The organism is Devosia algicola, from assembly GCF_028816455.1.
Taxonomy (GTDB): Bacteria; Pseudomonadota; Alphaproteobacteria; order Rhizobiales; family Devosiaceae; genus Devosia; species Devosia algicola.
The window spans coordinates 1,538,925-1,557,092 of record NZ_CP118246.1 but is presented as its reverse complement, the minus strand read 5'-3'; the positions used below and the strand labels follow the sequence as shown (position 1 = coordinate 1,557,092).

The following is an 18,168-nucleotide window of genomic DNA, read 5'->3' as shown; positions in this document are numbered from 1 at the left end:
GCTTATTGGAACGTTTCGAGCAAGGCGCTATCTACCAGCGGTGTAACCAATGCTGCACCGGCGGTGTCGGGCGTTTGAATTTCGAGAAACCTCACTGCAATGCCCGTCTCCAACACCCTGATCACTTCGGCCGGAATGGAGCCGATCGCTACGATGGTGCCCGGGCTGGGGCGCTGCGCGGTGACGATTGCGGCGCCGGACGCGGAGACATTGAGGATCCGGCAATCAACCGGTCGTCCGCCGGGCAAGGTGAGCGTCGAATTCGGATTGCGGGGTGCAAAGCGGGTGTGGGCGCGCAGACTGGAGGAATTGCCCGACTTTCGCAGCCGGGTGACGCTCTCGCCAAAAATCGGATTGAAACGCGAGTCGGGACGCGGGGTGGCAACAGTGGCGTGCACGGCAGCGCCACTGATATATTCTATCCCGGATTCGAATGCATTGATGGCCTTGCCCATAGTGTTGGCGCCGTAGGCAAAGCTATGCAGGCCCTTGTTGGCCGCGCCCCTTGAAAAGCGCATCAATTCCCGATTGAGTTTGGTTTCGTCAAGCTCGAACTCGGCGATGTTGATCGAGACGCCCCATATCTGCTTGAGCAAGGTGGAATCGATGCGACGATCCTGCGGCGAAGCCTGCAGGATTATGGCGTCGGTTATCTGGTGCGCCAAGCCAACCGTGCGGACAAGCGCATCGGTTTCGCCGGTAACCGGGATGCCGACAATGTCGAGCATGACGAATTTTTTGTAAGATGGTGGCAGGGTCGCGCCGAGCTTTAGAAACCCGTCAGCGTGGGCGCTGTTCAAGGTCAGATAATTGACCGGCACGATAATCGTTGCGCGTTTGAGAACCTTGAGAGCATCGTGCAGCGACTCGACGGATTTGGTAAACAGAACGCTGTCCAGCCGCGCCAGAATTTCAATCAGGCTTTCGGTTTCGTCGGCCTCGCTGATATGCTGCGCGGCGGCGGAACCGGCAATGGGGTCGAGCAGACAGCGATTGCTGGTATGGCCGTAATCCTGGGCCGACCAGATTGGTTGAAACAGGGCGCCGACTTGCAGCAAATTGGGCATGTCGCTCTGGCGTCTGCTATTGGTTTCGGCATCGGCCCGAATGCGCTCCAGTGAATTTTGAAGCGCCAATGCCGGGTTCGTCGCATTGCGGATCGGCTCGATATCGACACGGGAAACGAACGCCTTGACAGCGCGCGGCCCTTCGAGATCGAGCAATTCGGTGAGCAGACGCACTTCGATAGCGCTGGAAATGCGCTCGGCGCATACGCGTGCGTAGCTTTCATCGGTTGAGTCAAAGCAAATCAGATAGCCGCTTTCGCCGTCCGGCTTATAGACGTCTTGTGGATCGATGAGTGAATCGATCTCGGCCTCGGCGATTGTCGCCGCTCTGTCAGCGACGGCCTGCCATTTGTCACCTAATCGCTGCTTGAGGTCGGCAAAACCGACAAATTGAACCGACCCGGCCAACAGGTTTGGTGAAGCGAGTTCATCCATGTGACCAATGATGCGCCGAATGCCCCCGGCGTAGCCACCTGGGTCGGAGTCGGTGCCTCGACCGGAACTCCCCGTCGCCTCTTTGTCACCCAATATCAGTCTGGCGACCTTGCCAAACAGGGAGTTGGTACGCATTTCGGTGCTCAATCGGTTTTCGCATCCCTTCTGTTGATCGACCATATCATTATGTGCGTGACCGGAACATTAAACCGGTGCGCAGGTCGCTGAAACCATCGGGAGTGCGGCCAGTTGGGTTAGCACAGGCAACGTCGCAGATAGATAATGGTTGCGCGCCGTGGGTTGATGGGCGGGATCAGGGGTGTTTGGGACTGATCAGCCTGGCAAAGGCGAGCACGAGCACAGCCAATGTTGCGGGGGCCAAGGCGAGCCATGAAGCCGAGGCCCACAGGGCGCCAGTGCCCGCCCACATGATGGACGCAAAGGCTTCGGACAGGGTTGCAGCGCGCGAGGCAACTTGACGGCGGCGGAACATGGAGCGTCGGGCGACCACCCGGAACCAGAGCCTGGATGGCGGTGGCCGAGCCGGCCGAGAGGAGCGCGCAGGTCGCCGTTACCAGAGCGACTTCGATTGATGACAGTGCGAGCAGCGCGATGAGCGGCAACAGGATGATGGCGATGATCGCCAGAACCGCCTCGATTTTCGCGGCCAGGACCATGCGCGGGGATATCGGGGCGGTGACCACCAGATCGTGGGCGTCTTCGCCAGAAATAGCGAGCCACGCCAGGCCGCCGGCCAATTGGCCCGCGGCCATGACCAGCACCGGCACGACAACGACATAGGCGCCTGAATGTTCGCCATAATTGATCCACAGCATCAGGGCGGGGGGCGCCAGATAGAGGATTTGCATGAGCGTTTGCGACAAAAGCCATGGGTCGCGCTGAAGCAGTTTCCACTCCTTGAGGCGCAGGACATGTTTTGGCGAACCGTTCTTGAAGGCGCGGGTGGCGGGACGGCGCTCGGTGCGGATGTGGCTGACACTGGCGGTTGAAATGGCGTGGTGACCATAGGCTCGAAGCGGTGGCGATGATGATAAGCGCCAGCGCCCCAAAGCCAGTCAAGGCGACGGGCACAAGCGCTGCCAGATCGCCCATGGCGGCGCGGGCTGGTAACCAGAGGATATTGGCCAGATCGGGGGCAGCGGCGACTATTTCGCTGGATTGCAGCAGGGTGAAGCGAGAAAACTTGCCATAATAGATAATGGCGGCGGCCTGAATGCCGATGATAAAGCCGGCTCCGACAACGGCCGCGATGATCTGGGCGATGAGGCGGGTACGCTTGGCGCCAACAGTATGGAACAGGGCAATGGTCACCGCGACAGCAATGGCGGCCGAAAGGGCAGAGATTGCCGCCAGAACGGCAAATGCGGCAAGCCAGCGTGGTCCATCGAGCAGCACCAGCACATTGACCAACGGGCTGGCGAGCAGGCAGGACATGGCGAAGGTGGTGAGGGCCACGGCGCCGGTTCGAACGGCAAACAGGCGCTTTGCCGAGGCGGGTGAGGACAGGATGAGATCAAGGTCGGCGCGGGCATAATAGACACGGGTGACCGATTCCAGGGCCTGGGACAGCATGACCGACCAGAACAGCAATCCACCGCCGGTGAGCATGACAAGGGTTGGCTTATCCGGACCAATGCCAGTGGCCAACCAGGACGAAACAACGCCATAGGCAATGAGGTGCATGATCGCCGCTGCGGCGACAAGCACAAGGCCGAGGACGATGCCACGCGTGCGGCGGCCGCCTGTCATCATGGCGGTCCAATCGCGCCAGGCCAGGCCGATCTCGTGGCGGGCGAACCAGGCAACGCTGGCGGGCTGCGTCATCACGCTGCAACGCTTTGCGCATCGATCTGCACCAGATCGAGAAAAATTTCCTCAAGGCTGGTGTTGCCGCGACCAATGCGGGTACGCAATTCAGCCAGCGTGCCTTCGGCGATCAGACGACCGTTGGAAATGACGCCGATGCGCTCGGCCATGCGTTCGGCAACTTCAAGAATATGGGTGGTCATGATGACGGTGACACCGTTGCGGACCTTGTTGAGCAGTACATCCTTGACCTGACGGGCCGACCCTGCGTCGAGACCGGTCAGCGGTTCATCGAGGATGATCAGGCGCGGTTCATGCACCAGCGCGCCGGCTAGGGCGACTTTTTGCAACATGCCCTTGGAAAAACTGCCGCAAAGGGCATTGGCGTGGGGCGCGAGGCCGAGCCAGTCGAGCAGATCGAGCGCACGTGCCTTGGCGGTCGTCGCATCGATTTGCCAAAGGCCGGCGACAAATTCCAGATATTCCAGCGGGGTCAGGCGGTCATAGACCATGGGTTCATCGGAAACCCAGGCGATGATTTTCTTGGCGGCGATCGGATCCTTGCGCGCATCAATGCCCAAGACCGAAATGGCGCCTTCGTCAGGCTGCAACAGACCGGCAACCATGCGCAAAATCGTGGTTTTACCAGCGCCATTGGGGCCGAGCAGCGCATAGAATTCGCCAGATCGAATGGTCAGGTCGAGCGCATTGACGACGGGCTTGTCAAAACTTTTGGACAGGCCGGAAATTTCAAGGGCGGCGTTGGGCATGGCGGGCTCGCAGGTCGGAATTGATGATCAGCCTAGCGGGCAGGCGTTGAAGGGGGTGAACGAGTAGCGTTAACAATTTGGCCGCGTCACGGCGTCGGGGTCGACCAGAATTTGAATATTCGCGATAGATAAAATGCAATGTATTTTACGCAGCTTTTTCTCAGTTCCGGCCCTGATATTGGCAAGCCCAAGGGAGGTAGACCGATGGTCGGGATTACGAGCGCTCAGAGATTGCAGTTGTCGCGGGCAGATTTTTTTGCTGCCCTGCAGAACTATGGTCGCCCCGCCACATTGCCGGTACCCACGGTAAAACAGCTTAGCGCTCGACCCGAAGTTGCACGCGAAGCGGCGAGCCTCTCGGGATTGAAAAAACTCGATGCAGCGTTGGGCAATGCGCGGTTTCTTGAGCAATCGCGATATGGCGTGACCTCATTTGAAGAGCGTTACGACAGCGTTCCCAAATACAAATTACAAGCCAGCTATCGCACCGAGCCGGTAACCCAGTTGGTACCGATCTATGAAGCGCGCGATGTTACCGAGCAACGGGCGATCTTTGAGCAGCGAGATGTGTTTGAGACCCGGGATGTGTTTGAAGAACGCGACGTTTTTGAGGATCGTCCGATTTATGAAACGCGCAATGTCTATGAGACGCGGGATGTTTTTGAGGATCGCCCGATCTATGAGACCCGCGACATTTACGAAACCATTGTTGATGGTACGCGCGATCTTTCCAGTTTTTCCAATCGCAGCGCGTCGGGAGTCGATAGCGGCGCCGACTTTTCGGTAAAAGTTGGCGATGGTTCGTTGGCGGTGGTCAAGTTCAGCACCAATAATCGCATCGCGGTGACCAAGGATGGCACGACCACCAATTTCAATTTCAGCACCGGCACAGGCGAATTCGGCAAGGCGCTGGTTTTGGCGCTCGACAGTATCGAGGGGTTGGACGCCAGCCTGTCCGGCGACGGCAAGTTGCATTTGCAGACGGCGGATGCCCAATCGCTGACGCTTGCCAGTGTTGCCAATGGCTTTCTCGACTTTTCCGGCGATCCGTTCACCGATCTCGGCTTGCAGGCGGGAACAACCGAAGCCAGTGTTACGGGCACTGAGCAAGTGCAGATTGGCACTGAGCAGGTCAAAACCGGCACCGAAGACGTGCTGGTGGGGACCGAAGAGGTGCAGGTGGGGACCGAGCAGGTCAAGATTGGCACAGAGCAGGTCAAGACCGGTACCGAACAGGTCAAGATTGGGGAAGAGACAGTGCAGACCGGTGTTGAAACTGTCGTGGTCGGCACTGAGCAGGTGCAGGTGGGTACTCAAACCATCACCACCGGAACACAGCAGGTCGAGAGTGGGCGCAGCTATGTTCGGGATGGTGAGCAGCAGATATTTCGGGGCTATCGCACCGTAAGTGAGCGCAGCGATCCCGATGAGGCACGTCTGACCACGGAAAGCCGCCGGGCCATTGTGGCAGCGGTGCAGGCGCTCGACACGGCAATCGGACCCGACAAGTTGGCCAACGGCACTGACAACCGATTTGCGAGCTTGCGCGATCAGTTGGACCTTGACAAGGTCCGGTTGGCCTTTAGCCGTGGTGATCTGAATACGCTGGGGCTCAAGCTGGCGGTGGCGCTAAAGGCTTATGGCGACAAAGCGGCTGCAAGTGCGGCGGCGGCCGGGCGATACGCCTGAGTCGAGCCATTGCGGCTGCGGGAACAAAATCAAACCGGACTCGTTGGTGTGCCAAGAGACACCGGAGACTACTCATGCCAGAACCAGTACGTGAAACAGTCGTTGTGGACCGGAGCCGCGGTCCGCTTGGCCCCATTATCGGCATTCTGCTTGTCGTGCTGGTGGCCATCGGCATCTATTTCCTGTTTTTCAACGGGCAGGGCGGTAGCGGCACCGTAGATATCGATGTTCCTGCGGTAAGTGTCGATGTTACCCCCGACGGCCAGTAGTGTCCGATAGAATGAGGACGGAATTGCACGATCTCGCCTTATATTCTTGCGCGAAGAAATCTTCACGACCTGCGTAGAGCAGGCGCCGGTGGCGACTGTAACCAGACGGTAGGGAGTTGCGAATAGCATTGCCGTATTGTGTGAGGCACAAATGGCGATCAGCACCGACTATCCGCGGCCAATTATTGTAAATGGCTACCAATGCCGCAATTGCGACGATGTTGCAGAGGCAAAGAAGTTCATTGATCCCGCCCATCCAGACGCGGCATTGTCCGGGACGGATGTGCGACAGGATAATTTGGTGACGGACATCCAGAACAGCAAATCTGGCATTGAACCCAGCCAAAATGCCGTCAGTTTCGGTGGTTCATTGAGCCAGCGCCAAGGCGATAGCGGCCGTGGGGCGGTGAGTACGCCGAACCCGCCATCCGGTTTAGGGTTGGTGTTTGACAAGTCGGCCTGATGTATCGGAGGCGGCACCAAGAGATGCCGCCTCGATTTTTGTCGGCTAGAGCGTAATGCGGTAGATGCCGAACCCATCGTCGCTGGTCTTGCCGGTCGATTCGATTTTTACCGCCGAAACGTCAGCAACATGATCGGCGGCCTTGGGGCCGGTTTCGAACAACACCGTTGTGTCCCCAATTGGCGCAAGCGCCCAATTGCTGTCGGCTGACGGATTGATGGTGCCGTTTTCAACGATGAAGCGGACCAACAAATCGCGGTTGGTGTCCGGTCCCTTGAAGATGATGACGTCGGGGCCGATGCCGGGGAAGTTGCCACCGCCACCGGCGCGATAATTGTTGGTCGCGATGATGAATTCTGCGGCTGGATCAATCGGCTTGCCATCATACATCAGATCGACAATGCGGCTGGCGTCCGGATTTGGCTCTTCCTTGCCGTCGGCAGAGAAGCGCGAGGGCTGGGTGAGGTCGATCTTGTAGGTGACCCCGTCGATGACGTCGAAATTGTAGGACGGGAAATCATTGTTGATCAGCGGCGCGTCGACGGCGCCTTTTTCGACCTGATTAAAGATCCCCGCAGAGCGTTCCAGCCAGTTCTTGACGTCGGCGCCGGTGATTTTAACCGCCTGAATGGTGTTTGGATACAAGTACAGATCGGCGACATTCTTGATGGCGACGGGACCAACCGGCACGTCAGTGTAATAATCGGCGCCACCGCGACCGCCGGCCTTGAAGGGGGCCGCTGCCGACAGGATGGGCAGGGCTTCCCATTGGGTGCCCTTCATCATCTGTTTCAAATACCAGGTCTGGGCCTGTGAAACGATCTGAACGGATGGGTCATCGGCGACCAAGGCGAAATATGAATAGAGTGGCGCGGAGGTTTCACCAACCGGGCGGCGCACATATTCAATGGTTTCGTCGTGATCGGTCTGGGCAGCGGCGGCAACCGTGGCTTCGTTTTCAACCAGAGGCTGAACCTTGCCATCGACACGCTCGAAAATCGGGCGGGCTTCGGCAGTATGGGACAGTACCGTCCATTTGCCCTCGGCATCCTGTTCGAGCAGCAGATCGATCAAGCCCATATGGGAGCCCCAGAAACCGGCCATAACCGCAGGTTTGCCGTTCAAGGTGCCAGCGTCCGTATCGGCGCCAGGAATGTCGGCATAATCGGGGCCGGGGAAGACGCGATGCTGGTGGCCGGTCAGGACGACGTCGATGCCATCCACGGCGGCGAGTTGAAGCGAGGCGTTTTCCGCGCCGGGGGTGTCGTCGTCAGCAATGCCGGAGTGCGACAGGGCAATCACCAGATCAACGCCCATAGCGCGGATTTTGGGAATATAGGCCTTGGCGGTTTCAACGATGTCGCGGGTGCTGACCTTGCCCTGCAGATGGGTTGCGTCCCAAGTCATGATCTGAGGTGGCAGGAAGCCGATAAGTCCGATCTTGACGGTGGATTTGGCACCGGCACCGTCGGTTACTTCCTTTTCGATGATGCGGAACGGCTCGAGATAGGTTTCGTCGTCCAGCGGATCGGCGGCAAGCGTGTCGCCCTTGACCAGATTGGCGGAAACGAACGGGAAGTTGGCACCCGACAGGGCCTGATCGAGGTAATCGAGACCATAGTTGAATTCGTGATTGCCCAAGGTCGCGGCTTCGTAGCCCAGCGTGTTCATGGCTGCGATCATGGGGTGAACATGGTCGGTGAGGCCCTTTTCATAGGCGATATAGTCGCCCATGGGATTGCCCTGAATGATATCGCCATTATCGATCAGCATGGAGTTGCCCGCTTCAGCGCGGATCGAGTCGATGATTGAAGCGGTACGCGCCAGACCCATGGTGTCGTTGGGCTTGTCAGCGTAATAGTCATAGGGGAAGACCGCGACGTGCAAATCGGTTGTTTCGATGATGCGCAAATGGGCCTGATTGGCCTGCGCGCTGGCAGCAAAAGGATGCAATACAGCCATCGCACCGATGCTGGCCGAGCCGGCAAGGAACGTACGACGGGATAGTTTAGGATCAAATTTCATCACATTTCTCCACGACAGATTACTGGTTGAAACGGGCAGAACGGAACCTAGCCGATTATATTCGATTAGGCTTGGGTGAGCGCTGTTGGGGCTCACGTGCCGCTGCATGGTGACGCTGCGATGACGGCGGCGCCCAGAGTGTTAGGATTTTTGGACCATATGGTCAAATATTTTTACATTACGATTTTGCGGCACACCAGATAAGGGTGTTGGGGACAGCGAAATGGAGAGAAATCCATGAAATGGCGCGGGCGGGAGCGCAGCTCCAATATTGACGATCGACGCGGTGCGGGGGGCGCACCGGCGGCTTGAGCGGTGGTCTCGGGCGGGGTGGTTTTCGCATTCCGACAGGTGGGGGCCGTGGCGGCGGCGGTCGTGGTGGCGGGATCGGCCTGGTTGGTATTGTCGTGATTCTGGGCCTGATCTGGGTCACGACCGGGCAAAATCCGATTGATATCATTTCCGGTATGAACGGGGCGCCGACCAGTTCGAGTTCCGCCGCGCAGCGTCCGTTGCCATCAGCCGGGCAGGATGAACTGGCCGATTTTGTCGGCGTGGTGGTCAAGGAAACCGAAGATTTATGGACGCAGAAATTTGCCGACGCCGGGGCGCAGTATAGTGCGCCGATGGTGGTGCTGTTCAGCGGCGGCACCCAATCAGGGTGTGGCGTGGCGGACGCGAAAACCGGGCCGTTTTATTGCCCAGAGGATCAAAAGGTTTATATCGATCTGGCGTTTTATGATCAGCTGCGACAGGAGTTCGGGGCACCGGGCGATTTTGCCCAGGCCTATGTGCTGGCCCATGAAGTGGGGCATCATGTGCAGAACCTGACTGGTGTATTGCCCCAGTTCAACCGGGCGCGGGCAAGCATGAGTGCCACCGAGGCCAATGCCTATTCGGTGCGGGTGGAGTTGCAGGCCGATTGCTATGCCGGTATTTGGGCAAATTATGCCGGTGAGCAAAATCTGGTTGAAACCGGTGATTTCGAGGAGGCCTTGAACGCCGCCGATCAGATTGGCGATGATACAATGCAGAAGCGAATGCAAGGTTATGCGGTGCCCAAGACGTTCAATCACGGCACATCCAAGCAGCGCCAGACCTGGTTTGCGCGCGGCTATCAAAGCGGCGATGTCAGCCAGTGTGATACTTTTTCAGGCTCGGTCTGAACAGGACAGCATGAATTGAAAAAGGCCGCTCCCATCGCCGGGGCGGCCTTTATTTTTTTGGATATGGTGTTTCAATCAGGCCGCAGGCGCGACATATTCCGGTTTCTGGTCCATGCCCTTTTGAGCCCGCACATAATTGAGGAACCGGGTGAACAGGTAATGGCTATCGCGCGGGCCGGGGCTGGCCTCGGGATGGTACTGGACCGAGAATACCGGCTTCCCCTCCACTGACAGTCCCGCATTTGAGCCATCAAACAGTGAAACATGGGTTTCGGTGATGCCGGGGGGCAGGCTGGCTTTTTCGACGGCAAAGCCATGGTTCATCGAGGTGATCTCGACCTTGCCGGTGGTCAAATCCTTGACCGGATGGTTTGCGCCGTGATGGCCCTGATGCATCTTGGTAGTTGAGCCACCCAGGGCCAGACCGAGCAGTTGATGGCCCAGGCAAATGCCGAACATGGGCTTGCCGGTATCGAGCAGGGTCTTGATGGTGGGGACGGCATATTGGCCGGTGGCGGCTGGATCGCCGGGGCCGTTGGACAGGAAGATGCCATCGGGATTGTGTGACAGAATATCGGCCGCCGAGGCGCTGGCAGGCACAACCGTTACTTTGGCGCCCTGATCGGCCAGACAGCGCAGGATATTGCGCTTGGCGCCGAAATCGACGGCGACGATATGAAATTCGGAGTTTTCAAGGGTGCCATAGCCTTCGCCCAACTTCCAGCCGGTCTGATCCCAGTGATAGGTTTGGGCAGTGGTGACCTCGCGTGCCAGATCCAGGCCGACAAGACCGGGAAAGGCCTTGAGTTCGGCATTGATCGAGGCCTCGTCGAACTGACAGTCAGGAGCATGGGCGATTACGCCGTCAGGCAGGCCCGACTGGCGGATCAGCGCGGTGAGGGCTCGGGTATCAATACCGGTGATTCCGACGATGTTGCGCTTTTTGAGCCAGGCATCGAGCCTTTCAAGAGAGCGATAGTTGGAGGGATTGGTGATGTCGGCCTTGAGCACGACGCCACGTACGCCTGACAAGGCGGCCATGTTGACGGTTTCAATATCCTCATCATTGGCTCCAACATTGCCGATATGGGGGAAGGTGAAGGTGACGATCTGACCGGCATATGAGGGGTCGGTCAGAATTTCCTGATAGCCGGTCATCGCTGTATTAAAGCAGATTTCGCCTGCCGAATGACCGACGGCGCCTATGCCGCGGCCCTCAAGGCGCGTGCCATCGGCCAGTATCAGGAGGGCGGTCGCGGGTGATTGTTCCCAGCCGGTCATGGTGGTTCTCCTTGGTGCAAGGCGTCTTGTGGCAAGGTCGCGAAAAGTGCCTGAGCTCTTTGTCGGTGTCACGCTCTGCGCAATGGTGGTTGAGAGCCTTCTCTTAAAAGGGGCGTCGCCAACACGCAAGTGGCACAGTCGTGTTTGCAGCGCTATATGGGGGTGAAACAGATATGGGCAAGAGGATCAATTAAATGCGCGAACAGTTCAGCGAAAGCCTCAAACTGGCTCTCAAGGCCCGCGATGTGCGGCGCACGTCAACGCTGCGAATGATCAATTCAGCGATCAAGGACAAGGATATTGCAGCACGCGGCGACAATCGTGGCCCGGCAACCAACGAGGAAATCCTGGCGTTGCTGCAAAAGATGGTCAAGCAGCGCGAAGAAAGTTTTGCCATCTTTGCCGAGGCGGGACGCACCGATCTGGCGACGGTTGAGAAGGAAGAGATCGACATTCTCAACGAGTTCTTGCCCAAGGGGTTGAGCGACGCTGAAGTAGAAGCGGCCATTGCCGCAGCCATTAGCGCTACCGGCGCAGAAGGACCAAAGGACATGGGCAAGGTCATTGGCCAACTCAAGGCGGACTATCCGGGGCGGATCGATTTTGGCAAGGCCAGCGGCAAGGTCAAGGCCGCGCTATCGGACAATTAGGCCGGCATGGTGGTCAGCGATGGGGGCGTCGCGCCAATGCGGCGTTCCCAAAAATAGGAAATGAGCGCGATCACAAAAGCCAGGGTCAGCGTGCCCGCGCCGATCCATGGCAGAGCGCGATAGCCTAGCGATGATTCGAGCACGACGCCGCCAAGAGCCTGCACCGATGGCGATGCCGATATTAAAGCCGGTTGGGATCAGGGACGAGGCCAGGTTTGGCGCGTCACCGGCCCATTGCAGCACCCGCGACTGTACCGGGGCGCTGAACGAGAAGTTTATGCCGCCCCAGACGAACATGGCGATCGCCATTGGCAGGGGATAGGGGCTGGCGAGAAACAGCACCACATGGATTGCAGCCAGCAGCGCCAAAATGGTGATCAGCGACGGCATCAATTGCCAGTCAGCCAAACGACCACCGACAAACACCCCGATGGTTGAGCCCAGACCCAAGACCAAGAGGAGCCAGGGAAGCAGATTTGCCTCAACGCCGGTAATGGTAAGCAGGAACGGCGCGATATAGGTAAAAATGCTGGCCTGTCCGATCATGGCCAGAATGACGATGAGCAGGGACAGCATGATCTGCTGGCGCCCCAACGCCTTGAACTCACGACGAAAACTGGACCTAGTGGTGGTGGGGCTGACGGATGCGGGCAAATAGAGGGCGATGGCAGCGGTCGCCAGCAGGCCCAGAATGCCGACGGCCCAGAAGGTGGCGCGCCAGCCCAGAAGATTGCCAATTGCGGTGCCGCCGGGCACCCCCAATATGGTGGACACGGTCAAGCCGGACAGTATGAGGGCGACTGCCGAACCGCGCTTGTGCGGGGGCACCAGGCCAGTGGCAACGATTGAGGCGACGCCGAAATATGTACCGTGGACGGCGGCAACCAGGACCCGCACCGCCATCAGGGTTTCAAAATCGGGTGCCAGAGCACACAGGACCTGACCGAGTGTGAAAATGCTGGCGAGCCAGAGGACCAGGGTCTTGCGACTCAGTTTTTTCGACAGCACCGCCAGTGTTGGTCCGCCCAGAGCGATACCAATGGCATAGCCAGTGACCAGATAGCCGGCGGTGGGGATGGAAATGGTCAGGCCGGTTGCGACCTCTGGCAACACGCCAGCGATGACGAATTCGGCGGTACCGAAAGCGAAAGCGGCGATGAACAGGGCAATCAGGGGCAGTGACATCACAAAACCAGCGGACAGGCGTCAAGAGAAAGCCTGCTCAGACCACAGGGCGGCGGATGACGCAATGCACATTTGTTGTTGATGAGTTGCCAAAATCTTGAATGGCGTACGGTCGGGCTGGACTGGCCGCTATTACCAGCTACATTTGGCAAGGGTTCATGGATGCGGAACGGAGATCAACATGGCGGTATCTACAGAGACCAAGCGCCGTTTTGCGGCGGCGACGGCGCTGCGGGGACTTTTGATGCTCGTGGCCGGGCTTTATGCGCTGATCTGGCCGGGGCAGGCGCTGACGGTGCTGGTGTTGTTTGGCGGCATCTTGCTGATTGTCGATGGTGTGTTGGGGCTTTGGAGCCTGACCTTCGGCGGCGGCAAGAGCGGCAATTACTGGTTTGATGTGGTCGCCAATGCGCTCAGCCTCATTCTCGGGATATTGATTTTCATCAGCCCACTGATCGCAACCATCCTGACCGCGTCGCTGTTGGCAACTCTGGTTGGCATAGTGGCGCTTGGTGTGGGGATCATGCAGATCGTCGTGGTGATGCGGGAGCGAGCGCTCTATGCCCATATCTGGCCCGTCATCCTGTCTGGCGTCAGCTATGTGGTGTTGGGGCTGGTGTTCCTGTTTTTCCCAGTGGTCAGCACGACTGTCATGGTGATGTTTGGCGGGATCATGCTGATCGTTTTGTCGCTCGGTCTTTTTGGCTGGGCGTGGAAACTCTATCAGCGGACACGCTCGGCCTAGTGCTGAACATGGTGACAAAGCCTGAGGTTGGGCTTAGGTAGAGCCATGCGTTTTACCGACCAGTTTCTTGAAGAGATCCGCCAGCGCCTGCCGATAACGCAGGTGGTGGGCGAGCATGTGCTCTGGGACAAGCGCAAGAGCCAGCCGGGGCGCGGCGACATGTGGGCCTGCTGCCCATTTCATGGCGAAAAGAGCCCCAGTTTTCATGCAGACGATAATCGCGGCATCTATCATTGCTTTGGCTGTGGGGTGACGGGCGATCATTTTCGGTTTCTGACCGACAAAGTGGGCATGAGTTTTCCTGAAGCTGTGGAGCGGCTGGCCGAAATGGCCGGTGTGCCGATGCCGGCGCGCGACGAGCGTCAGGAAAAGCGCGAGGCGGCGCAGCGCAGTCTGATTGACGTGATGGAACTAGCGGCCAAATATTTTGAGGCAGCACTGGCGCATAATATCGGGGCCAAGGCGCGTGGTTATCTGTTTGATCGCGGGGTTTCGGCGACGGCACAAACGCGTTTTCGCGTGGGCTTTGCGCCCGACAGCCGCAATGGGTTGAAGGAGCATCTGGCAATCAACGGGGTCTCGGCGCAGGACATGATCGATACCGGGCTGGTGACCAGCCGCGAGGGCGACCCGCTGACTTATGACCGGTTTCGCAATCGAGTGATGTTTCCCATTACCGATTTTCGCGGGCGGGTGATCGCCTTTGGCGGGCGGGCGCTGTCCTCGGATGTGCCGGCAAAATATCTCAATTCGCCCGAGACAGAATTGTTTCACAAGCGGCAGGTGCTTTACAACGGGCAGGCGGCCCGGCAGGCGGCGCGTGATGGCAAAAGCGTCATTGTGGTTGAGGGCTATCTCGATGTGATCGCCGCGGTATCAGCGGGATTTGAAGGCGCGGTGGCGCCGCTGGGCACGGCGCTGACCGAGGAACATCTGGTCTTGCTGTGGCGGATGAGCGACGAGCCGGTGTTGTGTTTTGATGGCGACAAGGCGGGGTTGAAGGCTGCCGAACGCGCGGCCGATATTGTGTTGCCGCATCTCAAGCCGGGGCAGACGGTAAAAATTGCAACGCTGCCAGAGGGGCAGGACCCCGACGATTTGATCAAGGCACAGGGACGCGGTGCCTTTGCTGATGTGATCGAGCGGGCGCGCAGCCTGTCGGACATGGTCTGGAGCATGGAAACCGGCGGCCTGGTGCCTGAAACACCCGAAGCGCGGGCGGCATTGCAAGCCAAGCTGCGCGAACGGGCCAATTCTATCCAGGATCTGTCGGTGCGGTTTCACTATGGCCAGGCGTTCGATGAAAAGCTGAAGGCGTTTTTTACGCCCAGCCGCAGCGGCTATGATCCGCGTGGCGGTGGGCGCAGCAATTATGGACAGGGCGGCTACGGGCAGAAAAATTACGGGCAAAAGGGTTTTTTTGGGCGCGGCAGTCCCAAGCTGGTGTTGTCGGATACGCTGCGCAATTCGCGCATCGTCAAACCCAGCGTGACCAATAGCGATGCGACACCGCGGGAGGCGGCGATCATCATGTCGCTGGTCAATCATCCGGGGCTGGTGGAAGACCATTTTGAAGAATTGGCGATGCTGGATCTGGAAACGCCGACGGCGCGCAAAATTATCGGGGCGATTCTTGATCTTGTGATGCGGGACCATGACATTTCGGCGGCGAATGTGGGCGACGCACTGAGCGCGCGCGGATTTGATGAAACTATCGGCCGAATGCGGCAGTTATTAAGCAGGCAGGGGGTGTGGCAAATATCTTCTGAGATTGCACAAACTGATGCTGAGACGGGATTGAGTCACGCGCTGGCCTTGCATAACAAGAAAGTTCAGCTAAATAAGGAACTCAAAGCAGCCGAAGCGGCGCTGGGCGAAGCCCCGAGCGAAGAAACTTTTGAAAGGCTGCGAGACATTAAGAACCAGATTACCACTGTCGATGGCACAGAGGCATTGATCGAAGGATTTGGTTCGTTATCGGGGCGCGCAACACGCAGTTTCTAGAAAAATTTCTGGAACCGGCGCGTGTGCGCGATTTTGCGTATGGCGATATATGCAAAAGGCCGGGCGAACCACAGGAGGCCATGTTAACACTTGGTTTACCAAACCTTTACCTCGTCTTGAGCCTATCCCCATTTATGACCTTACCGGCACCCGGCCGCTGACGGGTCCCGAGGAGCACCAGATGGCCACTAAGGCAGCTACCAAAACCACCAAGGATGCCGAAAAGCCCGAATCGGGCACGCCGGCTACGGGCGCTGAGACCACCAACGACAGCCCGTTACTTGATCTTTCCGATGCCGCGGTCAAGAAACTTATCAAGGTCGCCAAGAAACGCGGCTATGTGACCTATGAAGAACTCAACGCGGTCATGCCCGCCGAAGAAGTGTCTTCCGAGCAGATCGAAGACATTATGTCCATGTTCTCGGACATGGGCATCAATGTGGTGGACGAGGACGAGGTCGAAGAGACCGAGGTGGAAAAGGACGAAGAGGAAAGCCAGGAACTGGCACCTTCGACCGGGACCGCCGTCGCTTCGAAATCCAACACCCGTGAAGGCAGTGACCGCACTGATGATCCAGTGCGCATGTATCTGCGCGAAATGGGTTCGGTCGAGCCTGTTGTCGCGCGAGGGCGAAATCGCCATTGCCAAGCGCATCGAGGCGGGTCGCGAAACCATGATTGCCGGGTTGTGTGAAAGCCCGCTGACCTTTCAAGCCATCATCATCTGGCGCGACCAGCTGGGTGAAGGCGAAATCCTTTTGCGCGACATTATCGATCTGGAGGCCACTTACGCGGGGCCGGACGCCAAGCAGGCGGCCCCGGCGCCGGTGCAGGGGCCCATCAGCCTGACGGTTGCGGCCAAGCTTGAAAGCGTCAATGCTGAAAAAGCCAAGGCTGCCGCTGCAGAGGCGCGGCGGGCGAAAAGTGCCAACGGCGAATACGTGCCCGAGGAACCCGAGACCCCGCAGGATCCGCCGCCAGACGACGATGATGACGAATATGAGAACGCCCTATCGCTCTCGGCCATGGAAGCTGAGTTGAAGCCGCAGGTGGTTGAGACTTTTGATCGTATCGCCGACGCCTATGGCAAGATGCGGGTCATACAAGATCTGCACGCCGAGGATCGGGCGGTTGATGTCAGCGATGCCGATACCAAAAAACTTGATGTGTTGCGCGCCGACGTGATTTCCGACGTCAAGTCGCTGGCACTCAACAATAGCCGTATCGAAAGTCTGGTTGAGCAACTCTACGACATCAACAAGCGTCTGGTGCGACTCGAAGGGCGCCTGCTTAGACTGGCTGAAAGCTACGGCGTGACGCGCGAGTCTTTCCTCGAAAGCTATTATGGCTCGGAGTTGAACCCGGCTTGGGAAGAAAACCTTGCTACCAATTCGGGCAAGGGCTGGGGTGAGTTCGCCAAGCGCGAAGCCGATACGATTGCCGAACTGCGCGGCGATATCGCCACGCTTGCAACCGAAACCGGCCTCGATATCGCTGAATACCGCCGGATTGTGCACAAGGTGCAGAAGGGTGAGCGCGAGGCGGCCATTGCCAAAAAAGAAATGGTTGAAGCCAATCTGCGCCTGGTGATTTCGATTGCCAAAAAGTACACCAATCGCGGCTTGCAGTTCCTGGATCTGATCCAGGAAGGCAATATTGGCCTGATGAAGGCGGTCGACAAGTTCGAATATCGGCGCGGCTACAAGTTCTCCACCTATGCCACATGGTGGATCCGGCAGGCGATTACCCGTTCGATTGCCGATCAGGCGCGGACCATCCGTATTCCGGTGCATATGATCGAAACGATCAACAAGATCGTGCGGACAAGCCGGCAGATGTTGCATGAAATCGGGCGTGAGCCGACGCCAGAGGAATTGAGCGAAAAGCTGCAGATGCCTTTGGACAAGGTGCGCAAGGTTCTCAAGATTGCGAAGGAGCCGATTTCGCTCGAAACCCCAATCGGGGACGAGGAAGACAGCAATCTGGGCGATTTCATTCAGGATGTGAACGCCACCCAGCCGATTGACGCGGCTATTCAGTCCAATCTGCGCGAAACAACGACGCGGGTTCTGGCGTCCCTGACGCCGCGTGAAGAGCGTGTCCTGCGCATGCGGTTCGGGATTGGCATGAATACCGATCATACGCTGGAAGAGGTTGGTCAGCAGTTTTCGGTGACCCGCGAACGTATTCGGCAGATCGAGGCCAAGGCGCTGCGCAAGCTCAAGCATCCAAGCCGCTCGCGCAAGTTGCGGAGCCTTCCTGGACAATTAGGGGCAGGGCAGATGGCGGCGGTGCGCCTGAAAATAACGGCGATCCGCGCCATTGTGCCATTCAAGCTGGTGGTGACGTTTTCGGACGGATCAAACGGTACGTTCGATGCCGCTCCGATGATTGGCGAACGCGGCGAGGGCACTGAGGCCTTGCGGGATCGGCGCTATTTCGGGCAGGTTGAACTGGCCAATGGCGTGCCGACCTGGCCGAATTATTTTCACCTGTCGCCGGACTGGCTGCGCGAGGAAATGCAAAAACAGGGTGAACTGGTGTTGCCAGCGCCGGTACGCCGTCCACGATATCAGCGCCGAATTGATTGAA

At 58.3% G+C, this 18,168-nt stretch carries 14 protein-coding genes and 1 pseudogene; 9 read left to right on the top strand and 6 right to left on the bottom strand.

Features of this window, described 5'->3' with window-relative positions:
* Nucleotides 1-2: 2 nt before the first annotated feature.
* The 3 genes from PSQ19_RS08275 to PSQ19_RS08265 form a co-directional block, all read right to left on the bottom strand.
* Nucleotides 3-1,637 (bottom strand): PilZ domain-containing protein, encoded by a 1,635-nt coding sequence (locus PSQ19_RS08275; RefSeq protein WP_282220386.1) that lies wholly within the window; start codon nt 1,635-1,637, stop codon nt 3-5.
* Between the two features lie 198 nt (nt 1,638-1,835).
* Nucleotides 1,836-3,350, bottom strand: coding sequence for a hypothetical protein (locus PSQ19_RS08270; protein ID WP_282220385.1), 1,515 nt, complete (start codon nt 3,348-3,350; stop codon nt 1,836-1,838).
* The gene (locus tag PSQ19_RS08265) at nt 3,347-4,099 is read right to left on the bottom strand and encodes an ABC transporter ATP-binding protein (protein ID WP_282220384.1); all 753 of its coding nucleotides are present in this window, start codon (nt 4,097-4,099) and stop codon (nt 3,347-3,349) included. Before PSQ19_RS08265 ends, PSQ19_RS08270 begins: the two co-directional genes overlap by 4 nt.
* Nucleotides 4,100-4,303: 204 nt before the next feature.
* Between PSQ19_RS08265 and PSQ19_RS08260 the strand changes: the two genes are divergently transcribed.
* The 3 genes from PSQ19_RS08260 (at nt 4,304) to PSQ19_RS08250 (ending at nt 6,520) form a co-directional block, all read left to right on the top strand.
* Entirely contained in the window at nt 4,304-5,788 is a 1,485-nt protein-coding gene (locus PSQ19_RS08260; RefSeq protein WP_282220383.1) for a hypothetical protein, read from the top strand.
* A gap of 74 nt (nt 5,789-5,862) precedes the next feature.
* Nucleotides 5,863-6,057: a hypothetical protein gene (locus tag PSQ19_RS08255; RefSeq protein WP_282220382.1), complete on the top strand. Its 195-nt coding sequence runs from the start codon at nt 5,863-5,865 to the stop codon at nt 6,055-6,057.
* Between the two features lie 151 nt (nt 6,058-6,208).
* Complete coding sequence (locus PSQ19_RS08250; protein ID WP_282220381.1) at nt 6,209-6,520, top strand: hypothetical protein; 312 nt, start codon at nt 6,209-6,211, stop codon at nt 6,518-6,520.
* Nucleotides 6,521-6,565: 45 nt separating this feature from the next.
* Here the strand turns inward: PSQ19_RS08250 and PSQ19_RS08245 are convergent, their stop codons facing one another.
* Nucleotides 6,566-8,545 (bottom strand): bifunctional 2',3'-cyclic-nucleotide 2'-phosphodiesterase/3'-nucleotidase, encoded by a 1,980-nt coding sequence (locus PSQ19_RS08245; protein ID WP_282220380.1) that lies wholly within the window; start codon nt 8,543-8,545, stop codon nt 6,566-6,568.
* A 237-nt stretch (nt 8,546-8,782) separates the two neighbouring features.
* Between PSQ19_RS08245 and ypfJ the strand changes: the two are divergent.
* A pseudogene (ypfJ, locus tag PSQ19_RS08240) lies at nt 8,783-9,711 on the top strand (KPN_02809 family neutral zinc metallopeptidase).
* A 75-nt stretch (nt 9,712-9,786) separates the two neighbouring features.
* On the opposite strand, the gene carA reads toward ypfJ, so the two are convergent.
* Nucleotides 9,787-10,992: a glutamine-hydrolyzing carbamoyl-phosphate synthase small subunit gene (gene carA, locus PSQ19_RS08235; protein ID WP_282220379.1), complete on the bottom strand. Its 1,206-nt coding sequence runs from the start codon at nt 10,990-10,992 to the stop codon at nt 9,787-9,789.
* A gap of 194 nt (nt 10,993-11,186) precedes the next feature.
* On the opposite strand from carA, the gene PSQ19_RS08230 reads away from it, so the two are divergent.
* Nucleotides 11,187-11,642 (top strand): GatB/YqeY domain-containing protein, encoded by a 456-nt coding sequence (locus PSQ19_RS08230; protein WP_282220378.1) that lies wholly within the window; start codon nt 11,187-11,189, stop codon nt 11,640-11,642.
* Here the strand turns inward: PSQ19_RS08230 and PSQ19_RS08225 are convergent.
* A complete protein-coding gene (locus PSQ19_RS08225) occupies nt 11,628-12,827 on the bottom strand; it encodes an MFS transporter (RefSeq protein WP_328517748.1) in 1,200 nt (399 codons plus the stop codon). The genes PSQ19_RS08230 and PSQ19_RS08225 overlap by 15 nt on opposite strands.
* 181 nt (nt 12,828-13,008) lie before the next feature.
* On the opposite strand from PSQ19_RS08225, the gene PSQ19_RS08220 reads away from it, so the two are divergent.
* The 4 genes from PSQ19_RS08220 to rpoD all read left to right on the top strand — a co-directional run bounded on the left by PSQ19_RS08220 (nt 13,009) and on the right by rpoD (nt 18,167).
* The gene (locus PSQ19_RS08220; protein WP_282220377.1) at nt 13,009-13,572 is read left to right on the top strand and encodes an HdeD family acid-resistance protein; all 564 of its coding nucleotides are present in this window, start codon (nt 13,009-13,011) and stop codon (nt 13,570-13,572) included.
* Nucleotides 13,573-13,617: 45 nt separating this feature from the next.
* The gene (dnaG, locus tag PSQ19_RS08215; protein ID WP_282220376.1) at nt 13,618-15,576 is read left to right on the top strand and encodes a DNA primase; all 1,959 of its coding nucleotides are present in this window, start codon (nt 13,618-13,620) and stop codon (nt 15,574-15,576) included.
* A 181-nt stretch (nt 15,577-15,757) separates the two neighbouring features.
* Nucleotides 15,758-16,270: an RNA polymerase sigma factor region1.1 domain-containing protein gene (locus tag PSQ19_RS19795; RefSeq protein ID WP_407649117.1), complete on the top strand. Its 513-nt coding sequence runs from the start codon at nt 15,758-15,760 to the stop codon at nt 16,268-16,270.
* The gene (gene rpoD / locus PSQ19_RS08210; protein ID WP_407649115.1) at nt 16,194-18,167 is read left to right on the top strand and encodes an RNA polymerase sigma factor RpoD; all 1,974 of its coding nucleotides are present in this window, start codon (nt 16,194-16,196) and stop codon (nt 18,165-18,167) included. Before PSQ19_RS19795 ends, rpoD begins: the two co-directional genes overlap by 77 nt.
* The last annotated feature ends 1 nt before the right edge of the window (nt 18,168 follow it).

Coding starts and splice junctions, on each gene's coding strand:
- PSQ19_RS08225 (WP_328517748.1), bottom strand. CDS start 12,827: ATGTCACTGCCCCTGATTGCCCTGTTCATCGCCGCTTTCGCTTTCGGT.
- PSQ19_RS08250 (WP_282220381.1), top strand. CDS start 6,209: ATGGCGATCAGCACCGACTATCCGCGGCCAATTATTGTAAATGGCTAC.
- PSQ19_RS19795 (WP_407649117.1), top strand. CDS start 15,758: ATGGCCACTAAGGCAGCTACCAAAACCACCAAGGATGCCGAAAAGCCC.
- PSQ19_RS08230 (WP_282220378.1), top strand. CDS start 11,187: ATGCGCGAACAGTTCAGCGAAAGCCTCAAACTGGCTCTCAAGGCCCGC.
- PSQ19_RS08265 (WP_282220384.1), bottom strand. CDS start 4,099: ATGCCCAACGCCGCCCTTGAAATTTCCGGCCTGTCCAAAAGTTTTGAC.
- PSQ19_RS08220 (WP_282220377.1), top strand. CDS start 13,009: ATGGCGGTATCTACAGAGACCAAGCGCCGTTTTGCGGCGGCGACGGCG.
- PSQ19_RS08245 (WP_282220380.1), bottom strand. CDS start 8,545: ATGAAATTTGATCCTAAACTATCCCGTCGTACGTTCCTTGCCGGCTCG.
- carA (WP_282220379.1), bottom strand. CDS start 10,992: ATGACCGGCTGGGAACAATCACCCGCGACCGCCCTCCTGATACTGGCC.
- dnaG (WP_282220376.1), top strand. CDS start 13,618: ATGCGTTTTACCGACCAGTTTCTTGAAGAGATCCGCCAGCGCCTGCCG.
- PSQ19_RS08255 (WP_282220382.1), top strand. CDS start 5,863: ATGCCAGAACCAGTACGTGAAACAGTCGTTGTGGACCGGAGCCGCGGT.
- PSQ19_RS08275 (WP_282220386.1), bottom strand. CDS start 1,637: ATGCGTACCAACTCCCTGTTTGGCAAGGTCGCCAGACTGATATTGGGT.
- PSQ19_RS08260 (WP_282220383.1), top strand. CDS start 4,304: ATGGTCGGGATTACGAGCGCTCAGAGATTGCAGTTGTCGCGGGCAGAT.